At 66.6% G+C, this 23,009-nt stretch carries 26 protein-coding genes; 10 read left to right on the plus strand and 16 right to left on the minus strand.

The window, feature by feature from the left end:
- Nucleotide 1: 1 nt before the first annotated feature.
- From TSA1_RS18920 to TSA1_RS18935, 4 genes are read right to left on the minus strand one after another with little or no spacing between them, the layout of a single operon-like run.
- The gene (locus tag TSA1_RS18920; protein ID WP_100177671.1) at nt 2-1,189 is read right to left on the minus strand and encodes an MFS transporter; all 1,188 of its coding nucleotides are present in this window, start codon (nt 1,187-1,189) and stop codon (nt 2-4) included.
- Between the two features lie 55 nt (nt 1,190-1,244).
- Nucleotides 1,245-2,444, minus strand: a complete 1,200-nt coding sequence (locus TSA1_RS18925; RefSeq protein WP_100177672.1) for an MFS transporter — start codon at nt 2,442-2,444, stop codon at nt 1,245-1,247.
- Nucleotides 2,432-3,790 (minus strand): NAD(P)-binding domain-containing protein, encoded by a 1,359-nt coding sequence (locus tag TSA1_RS18930; RefSeq protein WP_100177673.1) that lies wholly within the window; start codon nt 3,788-3,790, stop codon nt 2,432-2,434. Before TSA1_RS18930 ends, TSA1_RS18925 begins: the two co-directional genes overlap by 13 nt.
- A 48-nt stretch (nt 3,791-3,838) precedes the next feature.
- Complete coding sequence (locus TSA1_RS18935; RefSeq protein WP_100177674.1) at nt 3,839-4,156, minus strand: ArsR/SmtB family transcription factor; 318 nt, start codon at nt 4,154-4,156, stop codon at nt 3,839-3,841.
- A gap of 125 nt (nt 4,157-4,281) precedes the next feature.
- Here TSA1_RS18935 and TSA1_RS18940 point away from each other — a divergent pair, with 125 nt between their 5' ends.
- From TSA1_RS18940 to TSA1_RS18960, 5 genes are all read left to right on the plus strand, one after another.
- Nucleotides 4,282-4,644, plus strand: coding sequence for an ArsR/SmtB family transcription factor (locus tag TSA1_RS18940; protein ID WP_100177675.1), 363 nt, complete (start codon nt 4,282-4,284; stop codon nt 4,642-4,644).
- Entirely contained in the window at nt 4,637-5,164 is a 528-nt protein-coding gene (locus tag TSA1_RS18945; RefSeq protein ID WP_100177676.1) for an arsenate reductase ArsC, read from the plus strand. Before TSA1_RS18940 ends, TSA1_RS18945 begins: the two co-directional genes overlap by 8 nt.
- A 2-nt stretch (nt 5,165-5,166) precedes the next feature.
- The gene (gene arsB / locus TSA1_RS18950) at nt 5,167-6,222 is read left to right on the plus strand and encodes an ACR3 family arsenite efflux transporter (RefSeq protein WP_100177677.1); all 1,056 of its coding nucleotides are present in this window, start codon (nt 5,167-5,169) and stop codon (nt 6,220-6,222) included.
- 17 nt (nt 6,223-6,239) lie between these two features.
- Nucleotides 6,240-6,641: an arsenate reductase (glutaredoxin) gene (arsC, locus tag TSA1_RS18955; RefSeq protein ID WP_100177678.1), complete on the plus strand. Its 402-nt coding sequence runs from the start codon at nt 6,240-6,242 to the stop codon at nt 6,639-6,641.
- A gap of 126 nt (nt 6,642-6,767) precedes the next feature.
- The gene (locus tag TSA1_RS18960; RefSeq protein WP_100177679.1) at nt 6,768-7,175 is read left to right on the plus strand and encodes a GFA family protein; all 408 of its coding nucleotides are present in this window, start codon (nt 6,768-6,770) and stop codon (nt 7,173-7,175) included.
- Between the two features lie 18 nt (nt 7,176-7,193).
- Here the strand turns inward: TSA1_RS18960 and TSA1_RS18965 are convergent, their stop codons facing one another.
- The 7 genes from TSA1_RS18965 to TSA1_RS18995 form a co-directional block, all read right to left on the minus strand.
- A complete protein-coding gene (locus tag TSA1_RS18965; protein WP_100177680.1) occupies nt 7,194-10,382 on the minus strand; it encodes an efflux RND transporter permease subunit in 3,189 nt (1,062 codons plus the stop codon).
- Entirely contained in the window at nt 10,379-11,797 is a 1,419-nt protein-coding gene (locus TSA1_RS18970; protein ID WP_100177681.1) for an efflux RND transporter periplasmic adaptor subunit, read from the minus strand. The genes TSA1_RS18965 and TSA1_RS18970 overlap by 4 nt, the downstream gene beginning before the upstream one ends.
- 79 nt (nt 11,798-11,876) lie before the next feature.
- Nucleotides 11,877-12,269 (minus strand): FixH family protein, encoded by a 393-nt coding sequence (locus TSA1_RS18975; RefSeq protein WP_100177682.1) that lies wholly within the window; start codon nt 12,267-12,269, stop codon nt 11,877-11,879.
- A 102-nt stretch (nt 12,270-12,371) separates the two neighbouring features.
- Nucleotides 12,372-12,737: a hypothetical protein gene (locus TSA1_RS18980; RefSeq protein ID WP_100177683.1), complete on the minus strand. Its 366-nt coding sequence runs from the start codon at nt 12,735-12,737 to the stop codon at nt 12,372-12,374.
- 117 nt (nt 12,738-12,854) lie between these two features.
- Nucleotides 12,855-13,832 (minus strand): tripartite tricarboxylate transporter substrate binding protein, encoded by a 978-nt coding sequence (locus tag TSA1_RS18985; protein ID WP_100177684.1) that lies wholly within the window; start codon nt 13,830-13,832, stop codon nt 12,855-12,857.
- A 129-nt stretch (nt 13,833-13,961) separates the two neighbouring features.
- The gene (locus TSA1_RS18990; RefSeq protein WP_100177685.1) at nt 13,962-14,867 is read right to left on the minus strand and encodes a VOC family protein; all 906 of its coding nucleotides are present in this window, start codon (nt 14,865-14,867) and stop codon (nt 13,962-13,964) included.
- 16 nt (nt 14,868-14,883) lie between these two features.
- Nucleotides 14,884-15,876 (minus strand): zinc-dependent alcohol dehydrogenase family protein, encoded by a 993-nt coding sequence (locus TSA1_RS18995; protein WP_100177686.1) that lies wholly within the window; start codon nt 15,874-15,876, stop codon nt 14,884-14,886.
- Between the two features lie 110 nt (nt 15,877-15,986).
- Here TSA1_RS18995 and TSA1_RS19000 point away from each other — a divergent pair, with 110 nt between their 5' ends.
- The 3 genes from TSA1_RS19000 (at nt 15,987) to TSA1_RS19010 (ending at nt 18,231) form a co-directional block, all read left to right on the plus strand.
- A complete protein-coding gene (locus tag TSA1_RS19000; protein ID WP_100177687.1) occupies nt 15,987-16,688 on the plus strand; it encodes a GntR family transcriptional regulator in 702 nt (233 codons plus the stop codon).
- A gap of 92 nt (nt 16,689-16,780) precedes the next feature.
- Nucleotides 16,781-17,644, plus strand: a complete 864-nt coding sequence (locus TSA1_RS19005; protein ID WP_100177688.1) for a fumarylacetoacetate hydrolase family protein — start codon at nt 16,781-16,783, stop codon at nt 17,642-17,644.
- A gap of 8 nt (nt 17,645-17,652) precedes the next feature.
- Complete coding sequence (locus tag TSA1_RS19010) at nt 17,653-18,231, plus strand: amino acid synthesis family protein (RefSeq protein WP_100177689.1); 579 nt, start codon at nt 17,653-17,655, stop codon at nt 18,229-18,231.
- Nucleotides 18,232-18,246: 15 nt separating this feature from the next.
- Here TSA1_RS19010 and TSA1_RS19015 read toward each other — a convergent pair whose 3' ends face one another.
- Nucleotides 18,247-19,074 (minus strand): MBL fold metallo-hydrolase, encoded by an 828-nt coding sequence (locus TSA1_RS19015; RefSeq protein ID WP_100177690.1) that lies wholly within the window; start codon nt 19,072-19,074, stop codon nt 18,247-18,249.
- A gap of 94 nt (nt 19,075-19,168) precedes the next feature.
- Between TSA1_RS19015 and TSA1_RS19020 the strand changes: the two genes are divergently transcribed.
- A complete protein-coding gene (locus TSA1_RS19020; RefSeq protein WP_100177691.1) occupies nt 19,169-20,041 on the plus strand; it encodes a LysR family transcriptional regulator in 873 nt (290 codons plus the stop codon).
- On the opposite strand, the gene TSA1_RS19025 is transcribed toward TSA1_RS19020, so the two are convergent.
- A complete protein-coding gene (locus TSA1_RS19025) occupies nt 20,025-20,786 on the minus strand; it encodes a hypothetical protein (protein ID WP_100177692.1) in 762 nt (253 codons plus the stop codon). The genes TSA1_RS19020 and TSA1_RS19025 overlap by 17 nt on opposite strands.
- Nucleotides 20,787-20,802: 16 nt before the next feature.
- Nucleotides 20,803-20,991 carry a hypothetical protein gene (locus tag TSA1_RS19030; protein WP_100177693.1) on the minus strand — a complete coding sequence of 63 codons (189 nt, stop codon included), beginning with the start codon at nt 20,989-20,991 and terminating at the stop codon, nt 20,803-20,805.
- Between the two features lie 253 nt (nt 20,992-21,244).
- On the opposite strand from TSA1_RS19030, the gene TSA1_RS19035 reads away from it, so the two are divergent.
- Nucleotides 21,245-22,222, plus strand: coding sequence for a DUF2336 domain-containing protein (locus tag TSA1_RS19035; protein WP_100177694.1), 978 nt, complete (start codon nt 21,245-21,247; stop codon nt 22,220-22,222).
- A gap of 169 nt (nt 22,223-22,391) precedes the next feature.
- Here TSA1_RS19035 and TSA1_RS19040 read toward each other — a convergent pair whose 3' ends face one another.
- Nucleotides 22,392-22,736, minus strand: a complete 345-nt coding sequence (locus TSA1_RS19040) for a DUF1491 family protein (protein WP_100177695.1) — start codon at nt 22,734-22,736, stop codon at nt 22,392-22,394.
- A 53-nt stretch (nt 22,737-22,789) separates the two neighbouring features.
- Nucleotides 22,790-22,999 (minus strand): hypothetical protein, encoded by a 210-nt coding sequence (locus tag TSA1_RS19045; RefSeq protein ID WP_174718972.1) that lies wholly within the window; start codon nt 22,997-22,999, stop codon nt 22,790-22,792.
- Nucleotides 23,000-23,009: the final 10 nt, after the last annotated feature.

The raw sequence follows: 23,009 nt of genomic DNA on the forward strand, positions 1-23,009 counted from the left end.
GTCATCGCGTCCGCCGCGCGACACCCTCGGCACCGGCCCGCCGCGCCCACAGCAGTGCCAACGGCCCCAGCGCGATTCCGGCCGCGAGCACGATGAACACCAGCAGCCAGCCGCGCGCACTCTGCGGTCCACCGGCCATGTCGAGTGCGACGCCGGTTCCCCAGGCGCCGGCGGCCGACAGGCCGAAGCCGACCGTGGAATGCAGGGCCAGCGTCGCACCGCGATGCTCGGAGACGGCCGCAGCCGACATGCCGGCAGTCAACGCGCCGGAATCAGCCGGCACCGTCAGGCCGTAGATCATCAAGAGCAGTGCCAGCACCCAGGCCGGGGCCGTTGCGTTGAGGCCGATCACCAGCGCAACGCAGGCCGAGGCGATCATCACCATCGTGATCGCACGATGCCGTCCGAATTTCAGCGCGGCCTCGTTGCCGAGGATGCTGGCGGGCATCGAGATCACCGCGAAGCAGAAGCTCATCAGCACGGGCGTCATCCAGGACGGCCCGCCCTGATGCGCGACGACGAAGGTCCAGAACCCGACCAGCCAGGTACGAATGCCGTAGAGTTCGAAGCAGTGCGCGCCGTAACCGAGGATGTAGCCGAGCGCCTCGCGATTGGCGAAGACGGGCGCGAAGTTCAACAGCCGTCCTGCCTTCGGCGCGGGCCGCTGCCCCTGCATCAGAAGACACGCGGCGACCATTGCGACGGGGCCGAAGCCGGTCACGAGAAAAGCGGCGCGCCAACCCCAGTGGTCCGCGACCAGTTGCGCCACCAGGAACGAGACGCCGACACCGACCGAGAAGCTCGACGTGTACAGCGTCACCGCCCGCGAGGTGTCGCCGGCGGGAAGCCGGTCCGTCAGCGCCTTCAGGCCCGGCATGTAGGCGCCGGCAAATCCGAGCCCCGCAATGGACCAGATCGCAGTCCCCGACCAGAAGCCCTGCGCGAAGACGCCGAATGCGATGGTGGCGAGTCCGCTCAATATCGAGCCCCAGAGCAGGACGAGGCGCGCATCGATGCGGTCGGTCAAGGTCGTCAGCACGGGCACCGCGAGCATGTAGCCGAACGCATAACCGCTCGCCATCAGCCCGCCTTCGGCCGCCGAGAGTCCCCAGGCCGGCATCAGGTGCTGCGCGAGGTTCGCGGACAGCGTCACATGCGGCAGCAGATTGCCGACCTGACCGATGCACATCACCGCAATCAGCGATCGACCACTCAGGCTTCGAATGCTCCCCTCCCGTCAGTCCCTATCTCGTCTCGTCTGCGCGTAGCAACAGAAGCGCGAAGAACGCGGAGATCGAGAATAGCGCGCTGATCCACAGCGCGCTGCTGCCAAAATGCTCCACCATCACCCCGAGCGCGAGTGGCGCGAGCGCGCCCGTGGCCCGCGAAGGCAGTGAGATCATGCCGACACGCCTGCCGAAGCCCGCCGGCCCGAACAGCGCCAGCGGAAGCGTGCCGCGGGCAATGGTAATGATGCCGTTGCCTGCGCCATACAGCACCGTGAAGGTCGATGCGAGGAAGGGGCCGCCCGCGACCAGGGCAACCACACCGATCGGATTCATCAGCATGGCAAGCCGTGCCGACAGCAGTGGATGAAACCGGCCGAGCCATCCTGCTTCCAGCAGGCGGGCACCGACCTGCGCGGGCCCGACCAGGGCACCTGCGAACAGAGCCTGCGCCGGCGTCGCGCCGAACGCAACCAGCATGGTCGGCAGAATTGCAGAGACGCCCGAGCTGACGAAGCTTGCTGCCGCGAACATGTAGGCCAGCAGCACCATCGCGAACGTCTCGCTCTGTCGTCCGGATCTCCGTCCCGCAAGCGGATCCGCTTGGGGCTGCAGGTCCAACGGACCGGCGCGCGGCAGCGACAGATTGAGCGGCAGCGCCAGACAGACATGGATCGCCGCCCACACCTGGCAGGCCACGCGCCAGTCATACGCCGAGGCCAGCCACGTCGTCAGGGGCCAGCCGAGGGTGCTCGCGAAGCCCGCGAGCAGGGTGATGCCGGTGATGCTTCGTCGCGCGTTGCTGCCGTGGATGCGGGCAAGCGTCGCGAAGGCCGCTTCATAAAGGCCCATGCCCATGCCGATCCCGAGCAGCCCCCAGGCTGCAATCAGCACCACCACGCCGTGAGCCACGGACAGGAGAAGCAAGCCTGCCACGAAGATGAGGTTCGAGACGGCAAGCAAGCCGCGCCCTCCGAACGTATCGATGGCATGCCCCACGCGCGGGCCGAGCAGACCGGAGATGACGAGCGCTCCGGAGAGCGCGCCGAAAACATAAGTCGGCGCGAGACCGAGTTCACGCGCAATCGGCGCCGCCAGGATGGCAGGGAGATAGTAGCTCGACGCCCACGCAATGGTCTGCGCAGTTCCGAGCGCGAGGACAATGGCGAGCGGACCCGCCGACCGGCCCGCTGGGACCGGCGTCATCAGCAGCCGCATCCCACACGACCCGCCTTCTTGGCCGTCTCATCGGCGGCACAGCAGGCGGATGGTTCCTCTTTCGCCGGACCGCCGCAGCATCCGGCATCCGCCGCCTCGACACCGCCGCGCGTGCAGACGCCGGTCTCGGGCAGCGCGAGCTCGACGCGGGCCGCAGCGGCCTTGTCGCCGGCGATGTCGGCGACGATGGAGCGGACCTGCTCGTATCCGGTCATCATCAGGAAGGTCGGCGCGCGGCCATAAGACTTCATGCCGGCGAGATAGAAGCCCGGCTCGTCATGCGCGAGCTCGCGCGCGCCGTGCGGCCGGACCGTGCCGCAGCTGTGCTCGTTGGGATCGATCAGCGGCGCGAGCGCGACCGGAGCCTCGATCGCCGGATCGAGCCGCAGCCGCAGCTCGGACAGGAAGGAGAGATCGGGACGGAAGCCGGTCGAGACGACCAGCTCGTCCGCCACCACGCTGCGCGAGCCTGCGGAAACGCCGAGGCGGCCCTCGGAGTCCGAGAGATGCGTCACGCCAAATCCGGTCTCGACCTTGATCTTGCCGGCGGCCACGAGCGCGGCGAAGGCGGAGCCCAGCGCGCCGCGCGCGGCCAGCTTGTCGTTGCGGCCGCCGCCGAACGCCTTGGCCGGGTCGTCGCCACGCAGCAGCCAGATCGCCTGCGTGGCGGGCACCTCGCCCGCAAGCTGCGCGAGATCGATCAGGGTGCCCACCGCGGAATGGCCGGCCCCCAGCACGGCAACGGTCTTGCCGGCATAGCGGGCGCGATCGGCGCCGCGCACATCCGGCATGCCATAGGCGATGCGGCCCGCGCGCTCGCGTTCGCCGATCGCAGGCAAGCCGTTGCTGCCGGCGGGATTTGGCGTGAACCACGTGCCTGACGCGTCGACCACGGCATCCGCGCGCAACACCTCGAGCCCCTTGCCGTTCTGATAGCGAATCTCGAACGGCGCCTGCTCCCTGCCCTTGGTCTTCGCCTTGTCGAAGCCGGCGCGGCTGATCGCCGTGACCCGGCTCGACGTGCGGATCGCCTCACGCAATGCCGTGCGTGTCGCGAGCGGTGCGAGATAGCGCTCGATCAGCTCGCCGCCGGTCGGATAGGAATGAGGGTCCGGCGAATTCCATCCCGTCGGCGCGAGCAGGCGCGATGCCGCCTTGTCGACATTGTATTCCCACGGCGAGAACAGCTGGACATGCTGCCACTGACGGACCGCATGCGCGGCTTCAGGGCCGGCCTCGAGCACGATCGGAGACATGCCGCGTTCGAGCACGTGCGCAGCCGCGGCGAGGCCGACCGGCCCGGCTCCGATGATGGCGACCGTCTTGGCAACCGTCTTGGCGTTCATTCCGACTTCTCCCATACTTCCAGAACAATCGAATAATTCCGCAAAAAATCACGCCGCCGTTTGCGCGCCCTTGCATCCGGCTTCGTCGGCACAGCATTCCGCCGCCAGAAAGGCGACCAGCCCCCGCATCGCATCGAAATTCGCGTGGCAGATCAGCGTCGTCGATTCCCGGACCTGGCTGACCAGCCCGACCGCAACCAGGGCCTTGATGTGATGCGACAGCGTGGACGCCGGGATCTTCAGCTTCTCCTGCAGGCGCCCGACAGGCATGCCCGCGTGTCCGGCCCGGACCAGGGCGCGATAGATCTGGAGCCGGGTGCGGTTACCCAGGGCCTCCAGACGTTGAGCTGCGTCGTCGATCTTCATGACGCCACAGTGCCCTGCTTGCCGCTCCCTGTCAAACCATATTTCTAGAATATTCGAATTATGGAGTGAAAGAGCCGATGAGATTCACATTGACGCCGCCGCCATAAATCCGTAAATCTGGATATATGGAAACAGAAGACGCCGTCCTCGCCCTCGCCGCGCTGGCCCAGCCGACCCGCCTGGAAGCATTCCGGACGCTGGTCGGGCACGAGCCCGGCGGCCTTGCCGCCGGCGACCTCGCCCGGCTGCTGGAAGTGCCGCAGAACACCCTCTCCGCGCATCTGGCGATCCTGAGCCGGGCGCGCCTCGTCTCCTCCGAGCGGCACAGCCGCTCGATCGTCTACCGCGCCAATCTCGACGAATTCCGCGACGTCGCGCTGTTCCTGCTGCGTGATTGCTGCGGCGGACGGCCGGAGGTCTGCAATCCCGTCGTCGAGACGCTGCAATCCTGCTGCTCGCCGAAACGCAAGGAGCGAAGCCGTGCCTGACCAGATCTACAATGTGCTGTTCCTTTGTACCGGCAATTCGGCGCGGTCGATCCTGGCCGAGTCGATCCTGCAGAAGGACGGCGCCGGCCGCTTTCGGGCGTTTTCCGCCGGCAGCACGCCGAAAGGCGCGGTGCATCCGCTGGCGCTGCGCACGCTGCAGGCGATGGATTACCCGATCGACGGCATGCGCTCGAAGAGCTGGCTGGAGTTCGCCGCGCCCGATGCGCCGGTGATGGATTTCGTCTTCACCGTCTGCGACAACGCCGCAGGCGAAGCATGCCCGATCTGGCCCGGCCAGCCGATGACGGCGCATTGGGGCATCGAGGATCCTGCCGCGGCAGAGGGATCGCAACTGGAACAGCAGGCGGCGTTCGTCACCGCGTTCCGCTATCTCAAAAATCGGATCGACACCTTCGTGAATCTGCCGCTGAGAAGCATCGACAAGCTGTCGCTCGGCACCAGGCTGCGCGAGATCGGCCGCTCCGACGGCACGACATCCGGCAGAAACGACGTGGCGTGACGATGGGCATTTTCGAACGATACCTCACCTTGTGGGTTGCACTGTGCATCGTCGTCGGCGTGGCACTGGGGCACGTCATGCCCGGCTTTTTCGGCATGGTCGCAGCTGCCGAGGTCGCCAAGGTCAATATGCCGGTCGCCGTGCTGATCTGGCTGATGATCGTGCCCATGTTGCTGAAGATCGACTTCGGCTCACTCGGCGAGGTGCGCCAGCATTGGCGCGGCGTCGGCGTCACCCTCTTCATCAACTGGGCCGTCAAACCGTTCTCGATGGCGCTGCTGGGCTCCTTCTTCATCGGCCACCTCTTCGCACCATGGCTGCCGGCCGGGCAGATTTCGTCCTACATCGCCGGCTTGATCCTGCTGGCGGCAGCCCCATGCACTGCGATGGTGTTCGTGTGGTCCAATTTGTGCGAGGGGGAGCCGCACTACACGCTGAGCCAGGTCGCCCTGAACGACGTGATCATGGTGTTCCTGTTCGCGCCGCTGGTGGGACTGCTGCTTGGCGTGGCTTCGATCAGTGTCCCCTGGGGCACGTTGTTGCTCTCGGTTCTGCTCTACATCGTGGTTCCCGTGATCGTCGCACAGCTGTGGCGCAAGGCGCTGCTGCGAAACGGCGGCGACAGCTTCGATCGCGTCATGCGGACGCTGCAGCCCCTGTCGCTGGTTGCGCTGCTCGCGACATTGGTGCTGCTGTTCGGCTTCCAGGGTGAGCAGATCGTCCGGCAGCCGCTCGTCATCGCCATCCTCGCCGTGCCGATTCTGGTGCAGGTCTATTTCAATGCAGGTTTGGCGTACTGGCTGAGCCGACGGTTCGGCGTGGCCTGGTGCGTCGCCGCTCCGGCCGCCCTCATCGGCGCCAGCAATTTCTTCGAGCTGGCGGTCGCCGCCGCGATCAGCCTGTTCGGCCTCGACTCCGGCGCGGCGCTCGCCACCGTGGTCGGCGTGCTCGTCGAAGTCCCGGTCATGCTGTCCGTCGTCCGCATCGTCAAGGCGACACGGGGATGGTATGAGGCGGGCAGCAGTCAGGTTCCGACGGCCGTCGAGGCACGTCGGTAACGCGCGGAGACCCGGTCATGAGCGTCACGATCTATCACAACCCGGCTTGCGGCACCTCGCGCAACACGCTGGCGATGATCCGGCAGAGCGGCGTCGAGCCCGTCGTCATCGAATATCTGAAGACGCCGCCATCCCGCGAGAAACTGGTCGAGCTCGTCAAGGCGATGGGCATTTCCGTCCGCGCGCTGCTGCGCGAGAAAGGCACGCCGTTTCGCGACCTCGGCCTCGACGATCCCAAATGGAGCGATGACGAGCTGATCGATCAAATGCTCGCGCATCCCATCCTGATCAACCGCCCGATCGTGGTGACGCCGAAGGGTACGCGATTGTGCCGCCCCTCCGAAGCCGTCATCGAGCTGCTGGATGGCCCGGTCGGCCGGTTCGTCAAGGAAGACGGCGAAGTGGTCGAAGCGCGCTAGGCGCGGCCGTCATGGCGGGAGCTGTCACGCGACAGTAGGACGCAATCGAAGATCGATTGCGCCATTGAAGCCGCCAGTCTCGAGAGCTATCGGTCCACCGAACCGGCCTGCTATCGGGAGGAACGCATGAGCACCATCACCGGCGGCTGTCACTGCGGCGCAATCCGCTACGAGGTCGAGGGCGAGCCGATCGTGCACGCGCTGTGCCACTGCCGCGATTGCCGGCTCCACGCCGGCGCGCCGCTCGTCGGCTGGACGATGTATGCGGACGGCGCCGTCAAGGTGACCAAGGGCGAGCCGAAGGTGTACCACTCCTCGGAACACGCTCGGCGGCACTTTTGCGGCGACTGCGGAACCGGCCTGTTCTACGTCAATACCAGCATGATGCCCGGCGTTATCGACGTCCAGAGCGCGACCTATGATGATCCGGAGGCCGTGCCGCCGGCGATGCACATCCAGGTCGCCGAGCGCCTGCGCTGGATGGAGCACGCGCACGAGTTGCCGACGTTCGATCGCTTTCCGCCGCAGCCGTAGCGTCCCGCGGCGCTCATCCTACTCGGCCGCTTGCGGAGCCTGCATGGCGCGTGACGATTCGGCGCCGTCTTCCTCGGCGAGCGCCGGCTCCACGCCATCCGGCAGCCCCCGCCCCTTCACCAGGCCGAAGATCGCGGGGATCACGATCAGCGTCAGCAGCGTCGACGAGATCATGCCGCCGATCATCGGCAGCGCGATGCGCTGCATGATCTCCGATCCCGCGCCCGTGCTCCACATGATCGGCAGCAGGCCCGCCATGATGGCGACCACGGTCATCATCTTGGGCCGGACGCGCTCGACCGCGCCCACCATGATGGCGTCGTGGAGATCGCGCCGGGTGACGACGCGGCCCTCGATGCCGCGCTTTGCCTTCTTCTCGGCCAGCGCGTGATCGAGATAGATCAGCATCACGACACCGGTTTCGGCGGCAACGCCCGCGAGGGCGATGAAGCCGACGGCGACCGCCACGGACAGGTTGAAGCCGAACCACCACATCATCCAGATGCCACCGACCAGCGCGAACGGTAGCGACAGCATCACGATCAGGGTCTCGGTCAGCGCCCTGAAGTTCAGGTACAGCAGCAGGAAGATGATCGTCAGCGTCACGGGGACCACGATCTTCAGGCGCGCGGCGGCGCGCTGCAGATATTCGTACTGGCCGCTCCAGACCACATAGGTGCCGGCGGGAAACTGGATGCTCTCCGTCACGGCGCGCTGCGCGTCCGCGACGTAGCTGCCGATGTCGCGATCGCGGATGTCGACATAGATGTAGGTCGCGAGCTGGCCGTTCTCGGTGCGGATCGACGTCGGTCCACGCGCCGGCTCGACCTTGGCGACCTCGCCGAGCGGCACGGCGCCGCCCGCCGGCATCGGCACCAGGATGTCGCCAGCGATCGCCTTGGGATTGTCGCGGAGGTCACGCGGATAGCGCATGTTCACCGTGAAGCGCTGGCGGCCTTCCACGGTGGTCGTCACCGTCTGGCCGCCGAGCGCGGCGGCGATGGTGTCCTGCACGTCCTGGATCAGGATGCCGTAGCGCGCGAGCGCCTCGCGATCCGGGACGATCTCGAGATAGTAGCCGCCGATGCCGCGCTCGGCGTAGGCCGACGACGTGCCCGGGACGGTCTTGATCACCCGCTCGACCTGCCGCGCCAGCCGGTCGATCTCCACGAGGTCGGTGCCCATGACCTTGACGCCGACAGGCGTGCGGATGCCGGTGGAGAGCATGTCGATGCGGGCCTTGATCGGCATGGTCCAGGCGTTGGAGACGCCGGGAAACTGCAGCGCCTTGTCCATCTCCGCGATCAGGCTGTCGATGGTGACGCCGGGGCGCCAAGCCTCCTTCGGCTTCAGATTGACCACCGTCTCGAACATCTCGGTCGGCGCCGGATCGGTCGCCGTCGCCGCCCGTCCCGCCTTGCCGTAGACGGAGGCGACCTCGGGGAACGTCTTGATGATGCGATCCTGCGTCTGCATCAATTCGGCGGCCTTGGTGACGGAGATGCCGGGCAGCGTGGTCGGCATGTAGAGCAGCGTGCCCTCGTTCAGTGTCGGCATGAACTCGGTGCCGAGCCGGCTTGCCGGCCAGATCGTGACCGCGAGCACGGCGAGCGAGGCCAGGATCACCAACGTCTTGGCACGCAGCACGCCCTTGATCACCGGACGGTAGATCCAGATCAGGAAGCGATTGATGACGTTCCGGCTCTCCGGCACGATCTTGCCGCGGACGAAGATCACCATCAGCGCCGGCACGAGCGTCACGGACAGAATGGCCGCCGCGGCCATCGAGAACGTCTTGGTGAAGGCGAGCGGGCTGAACAGCCGCCCTTCCTGCGATTCCAGCGTGAAGATCGGCATGAACGACACGGTGATGATCAGCAGGCTGAAGAACAGCGCAGGCCCGACTTCGGAGGCGGCATCGATCAGGGTCTGCACGCGCGATTGATCGGGCCCGGCGCGTTCGAGATGCTTGTGGGCGTTCTCGATCATCACGATGGCGGCATCCACCATGGCACCGATCGCGATCGCGATGCCCCCTAAGCTCATGATGTTCGAGCCGAGGCCGAGCAGCTTCATGGCGCCGAACGCCATCAGCACGCCGACCGGCAGCATCAGGATCGCGACCAACGCGCTGCGGACATGCAGCAGGAACACGATGCAGACCAGCGCGACGACGACGCTCTCCTCGAACAGCGTATGCTTGAGCGTGTCGATGGCGGCGTAGATCAGGCTGGAGCGGTCGTAGACCGGCACGATCTCGACCGATTTCGGCAGGCTGCTCGCAATCTCCTTGAAGCGCTTCTTGACGTTCTCGATGACGTCGAGCGCGTTGACGCCGAAGCGCTGCAGCACGATGCCGCTGGCGACCTCGCCCTCGCCGTTCAGCTCGGTGATGCCCCTGCGCTCGTCCGGCCCGAGCTCGACATGGGCGACGTCGCGGAGCAGCACCGGCGTGCCGTTGCTGGTCTTCAGCACGATGTTGCCGAGATCGTTGATGCTCTTGATATAGCCCTTGCCGCGGATGACGTATTCGAACTCGGCGAGCTCGACGGTGCGCCCGCCGACATCGGCGTTGCTGGCGCGGATGGCGTCGCGGACCTTCTGTAGGCTGATGCCGCGGTCGCGCATCCGCTGCGGATCGAGTACCACGTTGTACTGCTTGACGAAGCCGCCGATGCTCGCGATCTCGGCGACGCCTTCGGCCCTGGCCAGCGCGAATTTCAGATTCCAGTCCTGGATCGTCCTGGTGTCGGCGAGGTTCAGCTCCTTCGACACCACCGCGTACTGGTAGACCCAGCCGACGCCGGTGGCATCGGGCCCGATGGTCGGGCTGACGCCGGCGGGCAGCCGCGACGCCGCGCCGTTGAGGAATTCCAGGACGCGCGAGCGGGCCCAGTAGATGTCGGTGCCGTCCTCGAAGATCACGTAGACAAAGGACACGCCGAAGAAGGAGAAGCCGCGCACCACCTTCGATTTCGGCACGGTGAGCATCGCCGTGGTCAGGGGATAGGTGACCTGGTCCTCGATCACCTGCGGCGCCTGGCCGGGATATTCGGTGTAGACGATGACCTGCGTGTCCGAGAGATCCGGGATCGCATCCAGCGGCAGATGGACGAGCGCATAGAGACCGGCAGCCGCCGCAAAGCCGGTGCCGAACAGCACCAGCAGCAAATTGCGCGCCGACCAGGCGATGATGCGGGCGATCATTTGTGCTCTCCCGTCGCATGGTCCGGTCCGGGAGCTGGAGGCGCGGCCTCGGCAAAGCCCTTGAGCGCGGCCTTGAGATTGCTTTCCGCATCGATCAGGAAGTTGGCGGATGTGACCACGGCCTCGCCGTCCGCGAGCCCGTCGCGCACCTCGATGTAACCGCCGCCGCGCCGGCCGAGCTTCACCTCGCGCGGCTCGAAGCGCCCTTCCCCCTTGTCGACGAGGACGGCCTGGCGCGTGCCGGTGTCGAGCACGGAGCTGTCCTGGATCACCAGCACGGGCGCGGCATCGGCGGTGTCGATGTTGGCATCGACATACATGTCCGGCAGCAGCGCCGCATCTGGATTGGCAAGCTCTATCCGGACGCGCACCGTCCTGGTGTCGCGGTTCACCTGCGGATAGACGACGGCGATCTTGCCGCTGAAGACGCGGCCGGGAAAGCTCCGCGCGCGCACCGCCACGGACTGCCCGACCGCGACATTGCCGAGATCGCGTTCGGCAACGTCGACCAGGGCCCAGACGACCGAGGTGTCGGCGATCCGGAACAGCACGTCGCCGGGATTGGCCCTCATGCCGTCGATCGCGTTGCGCTCGAGCACGATGCCATCGCGCGGCGCCGACCAATGGATGGTAACGGGCGCGATGCGCGTCCGCTCCATCTCGGCGATGACCGGCTCGGGGACATCGAGATTGACCAGCCGTTGCCGCGAGCCGCGGCCGTAGACCTCGACGCCGCCCACCGTCTTCGAGGTGATCGTCGCGAGATATTCGGCCGCTGCGGAGGCGACGGCCGAACTGTAGATCTCCATCAGCGGCTGACCCGCCTTCACGCGCGTGCCGGTGGTGACGTCGGCGACCTTCTGCACAAAGCTTTCCGCGCGCATCGCGATCACCGACACGCGGCGCTCGTCGAGCTGGATCGTGCCGGGCGCCTTGACCGCCACGCGGATCGCGCGGCGCTCGACCGGCTCGGATTTCACGCCGGTGCGCTGGATCTTGCCCGGCGACAGCTTCACCGTGCCGTCGTCGGCGTCATCGCCTTCGTAGACGGGGACGTAGTTCATCCCCATCGGATCCTTCTTCGGCACCGGCGAGGTGTCGGGCAGGCCCATGGGATTGCGATAATAGAGGATCTTTCGCGATGATTCCGCCTGCGCCGGCTTCGGAGCCGCCGCTGCCACCTGATCGTCGTCGTAGACCGGCAGATAGTCGCGGCCGCGGTCGTCCTTCCTCGGACCGGCGGACCACAGCGGCGCGCCGCTGGGATCGCGATAGTAGAGCGGAGTTCGCTCCGCCTGGGCCGCAGCCGGGGACACCTCGGCATGAACGGACCAGCGTCCGTCGTTCGAGGACCAGTAAGCGAAGGCGAGGCCACCGCCGAGAGCGAGAATCGTCAGGAGACGCAGCGTCTTCATGATGTGTCTTCGCGCGGCGTGCGCGCGTCCATGTGAATGGGAAAGAGGGGTTCGGACGCCGCTTGCGGCGTCCGAACGCTCACTTGGTCGCCGTGACGATCACCTTGCCGGTGACCGTCTCCGCCTCGCCCTGCACTTTCGCCGACAGCGTCACCTGGTAGCGGCCCGCCATCGGCAGGTCCGTCCGGAAGGCGTAGACGCCCGGCTCCTGCGAGGGCAGCGGCGCCACGGCCGATTCCATCTCGGCCATCCCGTCCGGGGCCATGTCGACGCGGGTCTTGAAGATGACTGCATCGGCGACCGGCTTGCCGGTCTGCTTGTTGGTCAGCCGAACCGAGAGCGTGACGTCGTCGCCCTTCTTCATTTGCGCAGTTACGGGCTCGAAGGCGTAGTCGCCAGCGCCCGCCATCGCGGCGGAAACGGCAAGCGAAAGGGTGGCGGCGAGCGCCGCAGTGCTGAATTTGGCAAGCATTGTCCTGTCCTCATGATCTGATCTTTCGCCGTGGCGCAGGAAGCGCGCACGTCAGTCCTCGCGCGCGCGGCAGGCCGCACGCGTCTTCAGGGCTTGGCGAGATCAGGTTCGAGGAGGCCGGAAGGGAGGACTGCCGCCGCCGATGGTGACGACCTGATCCTCAGGGATGGGAAGCGTGCTGGCGGCGATGGCGAGATGGCCGAAGGCGACGGGCCTGATGTCGGCGAGCGCGATCATCCCGCCGACGCAGCAGAAACCCATCCCGCATTTATAGCCATCCGTGTTGGAGGCCGGTCCCTTCATGTCCGGGCAGCAATCGTCCATCGCCACCGCGGCGTCGGCGCTCATCTGCATGGCCGCCTGCATGTCGTCCTGCGACATGGCGAGATGGGAAGCCGACGCGCCAACGGGCAGCATCGCCAAGGACATGGCGATGACGAATGCCAGGATGGTACGGACGAACCGCATCAAGATCAGCTTACCTTCGGACCGGAAACCTCACTTTTGTACCATACTCCGGCGCCGGAGGCATTCGTTGATCCCGGTCAAGCATTCGTGAGCGAGGCCCGCCCCGTGGGCTCCGGCTCAGATCTTCGGGATCTTTGCCCGCTCCACCACGCCGGTCCATTTGGCGATTTCGGTCTCGATCAGCTTCTTCATTTCCTCCGGCGAGCTGCCGCGAACCTCGCCGCCGACGGCCGTCTCCAGACGCTGCTTGAGCTCGGGGTCTGCCAGCGCATCCAGCGTCGCGGCATTGAGTGCGGCGATGATGGCGGGCGGCGTTCCCTTCGGCGCCAGCAGGCCGGCCCAGGTGCGCACGTCGTACCCCTTGATGCCGGCTTCCTGCACGGTCGGGACGTCGGGCAGCAGCGCGGTGCGCTTCGGCGAGGTCACCGCAAGGCCGCGGATCGCGCCGCTCTGGATCTGCGGGGCGAGCAGGACGGGCGTTCCGACGACGATGGGAACGTCGCCGCCCAGCAGCGCGGTGGTGGACTGGGAATCGCCACGATACGGCACGTGCACGATCTCGACGCCGGCGGTGGCGTTGAGCAATTCACCCGCAAGGTGATGGGTGCTGCCGAAGCCGACCGATCCGAAGCTGAGCGAACCCGGCTTGGCCTTGGCCATGGCGATGAGCTCGCTCAGCGATTTTGCCGGGTAGTCGCTGCGCACGGCGATGACGAGCGCATAGTAGACCAGCGTCGAGATCATCTCGAAGCTTTCGGCGGGCCGGTAGGCCAGACTCTTGTAGGTCGCCGCGGAAATCGCGTGCGCGCCGGTGACGAGGCCGAGCGTGTAACCGTCAGGTGCCGCCTTGGCGACCGCGTCCGCCGCGATGTTGCCGCCGGCGCCCGGCTTGGCCTCGACGATGATCGGCTGGCCGAGCTTCTTGGAGAGCCCGTCGGCGATGATGCGCGACAGCGTGTCGGCCGCGCCGCCGGCGGCGAAGCCGTGCAGCAGGCGGATCGGGCGCGACGGATAGGCGTCGGCGAACACCGGTGTGGTCGCAAGAAAACCGCTGAGCAGAAAAATGGCCGCAGCAAGCCGCTTCATCCCTCGCATGGATGCTTCTCCCTCAATTGTTCTATCGTTGGCCGCAACGCGCGCGGCGTCTTCAAGTCGTGATCGAAGCCGTTAAAGTGTGAGCATGATCCATTCGGAAAACCGCTTCACACTTTTCCGAATCATGCTCTAACGCGCGAACTCCGTGCATTCAGGCGACGGCGGCATGCCCCAGACGTCGCGTGGCAGCCCGACCCAGACTTTGGGCCGCTGCGGACGATCGCGGTGCCAGGGCCGCGGCTCGAAATAGCCGAGCGCCTCGTCGGTCATGCGGTCGAGATCGCAGAACAGCTCGACCAGATGACCATCGGGATTGCGGTGATAGATCGCGGTGTTGTGGCCGGGACCGTGGCGAACCGGGCCCCAGAGCACGGGCAGCTTGTGCCGTGCGAGATGATCGCAGGCCTGATGCATGTGCTCGGGGCCCCGCAGCTCGAAGGCGAAATGATGAAGACTGCGGACAGGCGCGCGGGCGAAGTTGAGCGTGTGATGCTCGAAGCCGCTGCGCATGAAGACGAAGCGGTCCTCGATCCAGTCGGAGACCCGCAGGCCCATCAGGTTCGCATAAAACTCCGAAGCGGCTTTCGGATCAGGCGTGCGCAGCGCGACATGGCCGAGCTTGGCGGCGGCGAGCGCGCCGATCCGCTCCTGCGCGGGCGTCGGCGTCCAGCCCTGGATCAATTCGAAGCGCGTCCCCTCGGGGTCGCTGAAGGACAGCAGCCTGGAGACACCGGGCAGGACATCGCTGTGGATCTCGGGCCGCAGATCCGCCTGCTTCAGCGCGGCGCCCAGCGCCTCCAGCTGGACATCAGGCGATATCTCGAAAGCGATGCTCTTCAGCGCGGCATCGCCGGGCTCGATCACGAGCGAGAGTTGCTCGGAATCGTTGGCGAGGAACAGGCGCTGTCCGTCGCGGGCAACGAGGCCAAGCCCGATCACGCCGCGGTAGTAATCGAGCAGCCGCTCCGGATCTGGCGAGGTGAAGGTCGCGTGCCGCAGCCGGGTGAAGCGTGCGATGGGTGCTTGTGTCGTCATCGTGCGGTCCACCCCCTCATGGAATCATGATGATCTTGCCGAGCGCGGAGCCCTGCTCCAGCAGCGTATGCGCCTTGCTGACCTCGTCGAGCTTCAACACCGCAGAGATGGCCGGCTTGATGGCATTGCGGCCCAGCGCCTCGATCACGCTGCGCATCAGGGCACGTCGGCCCTCGCGATCATGATCGTAAATGTGGAAAGAGAAGCAGCGTATCGCCGGACAAATGTCGAGATGATCGCGCATCGCCGCCATCAAATTCTCTTCCGGCAATCCGGCAAAGGCATTGTACGACAGCAGCGTGCCCCATTTGCCGAGCGCGCCGAGATAGGCGGTGAATTCCGGCCCGCAGACGTGATCGAGCACGAGGCCGACACCCTCGCCGTCGGTCAGCTCGCGGGTGCGCGCCACCACGTCCTCATTGCGATAGAAGATGATGTGATCGGCACCGTTCGCCTTGGCAAACGCGGCCTTCTCCTCCGTCGAGACCGTGCCGATGACGGTCATCCCGGCGAGCTTCGCCAACTGCACCAGCGCGGTGCCGACGCCGCCGGCAGCCCCAATCACCAGCACGCTTTTGGGGGCGCGCGGATGGCGGCATTCATGCAGCAACGCGTAGGCGACCTGGTAGTTCGACAGGCACACCGCGGCTTGCAGATCGACATTGTCCGGCAGCGTATGCACGGCATCCGCGGGCGCAACGACATAGTCGGCATAGCAACCGCCGCGCTGGGAGAGATCGCGCGCGCTCAGCAGCACCTTCTGCCCGATCGCAAAGCCCTCGACACCGGGCCCGAGCGCGGAAATGCGTCCCGCGACGTCATTGCCGGGATTGGCCGGCAGCGGCGGCATCCATTTGTAGACGCCGCGCCGGATCAGCGCATCGGGCTGCCCGACGCCGAACGCCTCGGCCCGAATCTGCACCTGGCCAGGTCCGGGCACGGGCACCGGAAGCTCGACCACCTCAAGTGCCTCCGGCCCACCCGGCTGACGCACCAGCACCGCCCTCATGATCTCCTCGGCCTCTCAACCCATATTTTCGAAAATCATACCGTTTACGAAAATTATTGCAAGATGGTCGTTGGCGCGGCATCTTGGGCCATCGATTCATTGGCAGAGCCATGCCCGACAGCGCCATTCGTCCCCGCAAGGAATTCGGCAAGACCATCGCCGCCGACATCACCCATCGGCTGCGCGAGGAGATCATTGCCTGCGCGCTTCCGCCGGGCGAGCCACTGCGCTTCGACGTGCTGCGCGAGCGGTTCGGTGCCAGCTTTACGACGCTGCGCGAGGCGCTGACGGCACTCGCCGCCGAAGGCCTGGTCGACGCGCAGGAGCAACGCGGCTTTCGCGTCGCGCCGGTCAGCCGCCAGGATCTGATCGAAATCACCGACGCGCGGGTGCTGGTGGAAGTGGAATTGATCCGCCGCTCGATCCAGAGGGGCGATGACGATTGGGAAATCGCCGTGATATCCACACTGCATCGGTTGAAGCGAATCGAGCAGCGCGATCCCGAACATCCCCTGCGCGATCCCGAATGGAAGATCGCGCACCGCCAATTCCACCAGGCGCTGGTCTCCGCCTGCGGCACCGCCACGCTGCTCGCCATCCGCGCCGAGCTGTTCGACCGTGCCGAGCGCTACCGGCATCTGTCGGCCAATTTCCGGCCGCGCCCGCGCGACAAGGCCGGCGAGCACCAGGCCATCATGCAGGCCGCGATCTCGCGCAATGCCGATCTCGCCGTGCAGCTGATCGAGACGCATATCCGCTCGACCGCCGACAACGTCGCGACCTACGCCGCGCATCTGCTCGACACTGAATAGGCGGGCAGCATTTTCGCGCGGTGGGCTTGCGCCGCGCCTTATTTTCGAAAATAATATGGTATATCGAAAATTAGAACCCTTGGGGCGTGACCATGAAGCTATTGTCGTTCTTGGACGGAAATCGGGAAAGCTGGGGCGCCGTTGTCGAAAACGGCGTGGTGGATCTCGGCCGCGCCCTGCCCCAGTACCCGACGCTTGCGGACTTCCTGGGCAGCGACGACTACGCCAAGCGCGAGGCGATTGTCGCCGGACGCAAGCCGACGATTGCGCTGAGCGACGTCAAATATCTTCCCGTGATCCCGCGGCCGGAAAAGATCGTCTGCGCCGTTCGCAATTATCTCGACCACCACAACGAAGCCGTGGCGTTCGGCATGAAGCGCGAGATCACCGAGTTTCCGCCGATCTTCCTGCGGGTCTGGCGCTCCCAGGTTGCGCACAACGCGCCGGTGATCCGGCCGAAGGTTTCGGACAATTTCGACTGGGAGGGCGAGCTCGCCGTCGTCATCGGCAAGGGCGGCCGTCACATCAGCCAGGCTGACGCGTGGAATCACGTGGCGGGCTACTCGATCTACAACGACGTCAGCGTGCGCGACTGGCAGCGTCATGCGCAGCAGATCGCCTCGGGCAAGAACTTCGTCGGCACCGGCCCGTTCGGTCCGTGGCTGGTCACGCCGGACGAGATCGGCGATCCCACCAAGCTCAAGCTGGAGACGCGCGTCAACGGCGCGACCGTGCAGTCCTCCGACACCTCGATGCTGATCTTCTCGATCCCGCGGCTGATCGAATATTGCTCGACCATCTTCGACCTCGTGCCCGGCGACGTCATCGCGACAGGCACGCCGGCCGGCGTCGGCTTCACCCGCAAGCCGCCGGTCTTCCTCAAGCCGGGCGATGTGGTCGAGGTCGAGATCGAGAATATCGGCGTGCTCCGCAATCCCGTCGTGGACGAGGCGTAAGGCCACTCATGTCCTACGACATCCGCAAGACCGCGCTCAGCGTCGAGACCATCTGGCACGAGCGCGGGCCGCGGCGGGAGACGCCGCTTCTGGTCGGCACCGCCATCGCGATCATCCGCAATCCCTTCGCCGGCCGCTACGAGCCCGACCTGATGCCGTTCCAGGCGTCCTTGCGCCAGCTCGGGCGCGAGCTTGCGACACAGCTGATCGCGCAGCTCGGCGGCGCGGAACGCATCGAAGCCTATGGCAAGGGCATCATCGTCGGCGAGGACGGCGAGCTCGAGCATGGCGCCGTCTGGCACGAAGCCGGCGGCCACGGCATGCGCGAAGTGATGGGACAGCCCAAGGCGATCGTTCCGGCGGCGAAGACGATCGGCGGCCCCGGCACGCGGCTCATGGTGCCGCTCGGCCACATCCAGGCCGCCTATGTCCGCAGCCATTTCGGCACCGCGGAGATGACGCTATGGGATTCGCCGCGGCGCGACGAGATCGCCTTCGGCCTCGTGATGGCCACCGGCGGCCGCCCCCACGCGCGCATCGGCGGCCTCAAGGCATCGGAGATTTCGGTGCACGATGGGCAGCGGTGAGGCGTCGGCGCGCGCTCAGTGCGCGCCGCACCGGCAGCGCTCGTAGTCCGCGGGATCGTGGCTGTTGACGATGCTCACGCGGTCGCCGTGATCGCGATTCAGCGTGCGCAGCCGTTCCTGGTTGGCGATCCGCATGTCGCGGTCCATGTCGCCGCGGCGCTGGAAGTAGCCGAGCATCAACGGCATGCGTGGCGATGCGTCGAGCTGGGCGTGATGGAAATAGCTGTCTCCGGCATGCAAGAGCCATTTGTCGCCCGAGCGCACCGCAATGCCGCAATGGCCGAGCGTGTGGCCGGCAAGCGGGATCATCAGGACGTCCGCCTCCTTGTCGCCGAGCGCGCGCACGCCCTTGAAGCCGAACCAGTCCTCGCCGGCTTCGCCATAAAATGCCCAGCGCGGTCCGTGGCTCCACTGGCCCGTGACATAGCGCCCTTCGGGCGGTGCAGGCTTGCGCAGCACCGCCATGTCGTATTCGGCGCGATGGACGTGGATCGCGGCGTGGGGAAAGTCGGGCACGCCGCCGGCGTGGTCGCGGTCGAGATGCGTCAATAGCACGTGGCGCAAATCCTTGGGTGAATAGCCGAGTGCCCTCACCTGCTCGACCGCCGTCTCCGCGGGATCGAGTCGTGGCGCGGTCTGCCGCACCCACCGCCGCCCCAGCCGCTCGGGCGATGCGATGTCGTCGAGACCGATGCCGGTGTCGACCAGAGCGAGCCCGTCATTCGTTTCCACCAGCAGGCAGTGGCAGACGAGGCGGGCGCGCTGGAACAGGCTGCCGCTGCCGTTCACCAGGCGGCGGCCGATCGGGCACATCGTGCCGGTGTTGAGATGGTGGATCTTCATCGCGTGTCCCTGCCGGTTACGAGCAGGGCGTTCTTGCCATCGTTCACGGCATAGGTAAAATATCGAGTATTGATATTATCTCTAGGCCAATCCTATGGATATCCGCGAGCTTCGCTACTTCGCCGCCGTCTACCGCGAACGCAACCTGACCGCGGCCGCGCGGGCCTGCTTCGTGTCGCAGCCCTCGATCTCGACCGCGATCACCCATCTGGAGGCCGAGCTCGGCACCACCCTGTTCATCCGGCACAAGAAGGGCGTCGCGCCGACCGCCTCGGCCGAACAGTTTCACGCCCTCGCCCGCCGCATCATCGACGAGACCGATGCCGCGCGCGCCCTGTTCAGGAAGCCGAGCACCAAGACGAATGTCACGCTCGGCCTGATGCGCACGCTCGACGTGCCCCGGACCATCGCGCTCTTGAAGCCGCTGACGGCGCGCAGCGACGTTTCACTCCGGCTCGTCGGCAGCGACGAGCCCGCCGATGCACGCATCATCTCGAAGAGCATGCTGCGCAAGGAGGAGCAGTTCGTCGCGCTGTGGAGCGAGCGCTATGTCGCGGCGCTGCCGCCGTCGCATCCGCTGACGCTCAAGGACAAGCTTCGCACCGCCGATCTCGCCGGCGTGCCCCTGATCGATCGCTGCCATTGCGAGCAGAGCGCGTTCTTCGGCCGCGGTGCGCAGCGGCGGCACACCGCGGCGATCGCGCAGTCGGAAGATTGGGCCATCGCGCTGGTCGCCGCAGGGGTCGGCATCGCCATCGTCCCCGAGGGCGTGGCGCGCGGCAATCCCGAGGTCGCCGTGCGCGAGATCGAGGTCAAGGTGAAGCGCGAGGTCGGCCTCGCCTACCGCGCCTCGGCGCCGCTGGCGGATGCGCTGAAGGAATTCGTCGGGAAGCTGCAGAAGCGGCGCGGGCCGGCTCGAACCGGGCGCCGCACTGGCACCCGCAAAGCCCTCAGCCCTTCGAGATGACCGCGCGCCCGTAAGGCGGCTGCGCCTGGACCGGCGGGTTGGCGGTCTGGGCGGCGAGCTCGCCGATCAGGCGGTCGGCGTCGGCGGCCATGCCGTCCGGGGCCTGGATCACCAGGCGCTCCAGCGCCCAGCGATAGGAGGAGACGCGCTGCTCCAGGCATTGCTGCACCCACTGCACGATCAGCGAGTTCTCCTGCATGCGCGCGACCGCGTCCTCCTTCTCCCTCGGCGAGAGCGCGGAGACGCGTGCCATGCTGGCGTCGCGCTTCCGGTCGAGGTCGATGACGCGGATCGCGGAGGCGAAGAACGGCTCGAAGCGGGTGATGTCGTTGCGCACGTCCTCCATCAGCTGCGCATAGCGCGAGGAATGCGAGCGGTGCGGCTCGTCGATGAGCGTGCGCCCGTACATGGTGCGGTCGAACACGATCTTCTGCCGCCAGGGCGATGGCATCGCCTTGTAGTCGCCGAACACGCTCTTCCAGGCGGGACGCGACAGCGGCGGCTCGATCATGGGATAGGCGAGGTCGCGCAGCTGGCGCTCCTCGTCGGTCAGCTGGAATTGCGAAGGCTTCAGGCCGACGCTGCCGGTGACCTCGGCGCCGAGCCAGCGATGCATGTCGTCGCTGCGCATGTCGGCGCGGGTGCGGCCGAAATCGCCACCGCTGCACGCGCCAAGGGTCGCAGCGAGCAGTGCGAGCAGGACGGCCGATAGAACGGGCCGGATCTGGCGGATGGTGTCCGGCATTGCACGAAGCCGGATGTCAGCGACGGCGACGACGGCGCCCCGGCGCTGTGCCCTGCTCCGGTCCGCGATCGCCGCTGGTTTCGTCGCTCTCGCGCTCGATGCGGATCACCGGGAGGATCAGAATCGTCCCCATGTCCGCGCGCGGTGTGACGTCCCCCGACGAGCCTACCCGGCGACCGGCCGGAAATTCGATGATGGTCCCCATGTCAGCTCTCTCAATTGCCGCGCGATCAAATACGCTCCTGCAACATGGCGATCATTAAGATCAGCTCATGGTTAACGGGGTGTAAACGTGCCTCTCGGACCGTAACCGCACGGGCCGGACCCGCCGTCCCGTTGCGGCACGAAATGGCCTCGAATTCAAGGATCCGCTTCACGCCTCGTTTTCCTTAACGAGCCTTTAAAGGAACCTGCGCTAGGCTCGCCCCGAGTATCTTTTCCGAGTTGCGTACGCCTCCATGACCAAGTCGCTGTTTCCCGGATTCGACGGGCTGATGAGCCTCTCCCGTCGCGAAGGCGTCGATGTTCGGCCGACGCTGCTGCGCGTGCTGACCGACCTCTATGTCCAGACGCGCGTCCACAGCGACGACGAACAGCGCCAGTTCATCGAGCTTGCGACGCGGCTGATCGACCAGGTCGACGATGCCACGCGCGCTTCCGTCAAGGCGAAGCTTGCGGTCTATCCGCAGACGCCCGTTCCGGTGCTGCAGAAGCTCGGGCTGGTCGCCGCCCAGGAAGGCCGCAGGGTTCCGCTGGCCCGCGAGATCCCCGCGCCCGCGCCGCCCCCCTCCCCGGTCCGCGCGCCGACCGAGGCCGAGCAGCGCATGGCCGCGAGCATGGCGATGCAGCCGAAGGACGCCGCCGAGATCCACGACATGTTCTTCCGCGCCGGTCCCTCCGAGCGCGCGCTGATCCTGCACAATCTGGCACAGACCCCGCTGAAGGCCGCGCCGCGGATTCCGACCGTGCGCGCCAAGCGCGCGATCCAGATCCTGGAGATGGCGGCGATCGCGGGCGACGTCGAGAACTTCGCGCTCGAGCTCGGCGACAGCCTGATTCTGCCTTCGCGCGTCGCAGCCCAGATCGTCGACGATGCCGGCGGCGAAGCGCTCGCCGTCGCCGCCCGCGCGCTCGACATGCCGAGCCCGAACTTCCAGCGCATTTTGCTGTTCTTCAAGCCGGCGATCGGCACCTCCGTAAACGAGGTGTACCGGCTGTCACGGCTCTACGACCGCCTCAGCGACCGCTCGGCGCTGGTGATGCTGGCGGCCTGGCGCGGCTCGACGCTCGCCGTCACCCGCGCCAAGTACCAGCCGTCGCTGCATGACAGCGAACGCCAGCGCGCACGCGCGGGCGGAAGCCAGACACGACCGGCGGTGCAGCCGGGTTCCGCTCCCGGGGTGCGGACGGGCACCGGCGGATCGTCGGAGCGGTAAGGCGGGTTCTAAAGCAGCTTCGGGTCGTGCCCCGGACGCAGCGCTCTTCGGCGCTGCGCCGCAGAGCCGGGGCCATCTCGCCGCGTCCATTCAAGCCGCCTTCTGGGTCCCGGCTCTGCGCGGCAACGCTAACGCGTCGCCGCTTGTCCGGGACACGGCGAGGCAGCAGCTACGTCTTCGCCAATTCCAGGAAATGCCGCCCGGCGCGGTCCTCGGTCTCCACGATCCAGGCATCCGGATCGAAGCGGATTTCCTTCGTCAGCCGTTCCTCGATGGTGTGCTCCGGCAAGGGCTGCGGCGACATCGGAACGAAGAAGCGATCGACCGGCCGGCCGTCGTCGTAAGAGGTCTGCGGCGCCGGCGCGTAGAGCATCGCCTGCCCGTCGAGCGTCGACACTTTCACGAAGACCGCCCCCGCCTCCTCGGCGCCGCGACGGCGAACCGCGCCGAACACGCCCTCGGTCTGGCACCGGCGTAAATAGGCGGCGACCCATATGTTGGATTTCAAACGCATGAGTCGGACGATAGGCCAGCGTGACGCGCGCCGCCAGTCTCGGCTCGTGCCCGTCAGACGTTGCGCAGGCCCTGCCCGCCGCGGATCTGGCGTGCGACGAGATATGACAGCGGCATCGCAAGCGCAAATCCCACCGCCACGGCGTAGGGGATGTTCCTGATGGCGTCGGCGGCGAAACTCGGCACCATCAGCACGACGATCAGGCTGACGCCTGCCAGCACCGTACCCAGCATGATCCAGACCAGGAGCGAGACCTTGAACATGACACCCTCT

The sequence above is a fragment of the Bradyrhizobium nitroreducens genome, assembly GCF_002776695.1.
Lineage (GTDB): Bacteria > Pseudomonadota > Alphaproteobacteria > Rhizobiales > Xanthobacteraceae > Bradyrhizobium > Bradyrhizobium nitroreducens.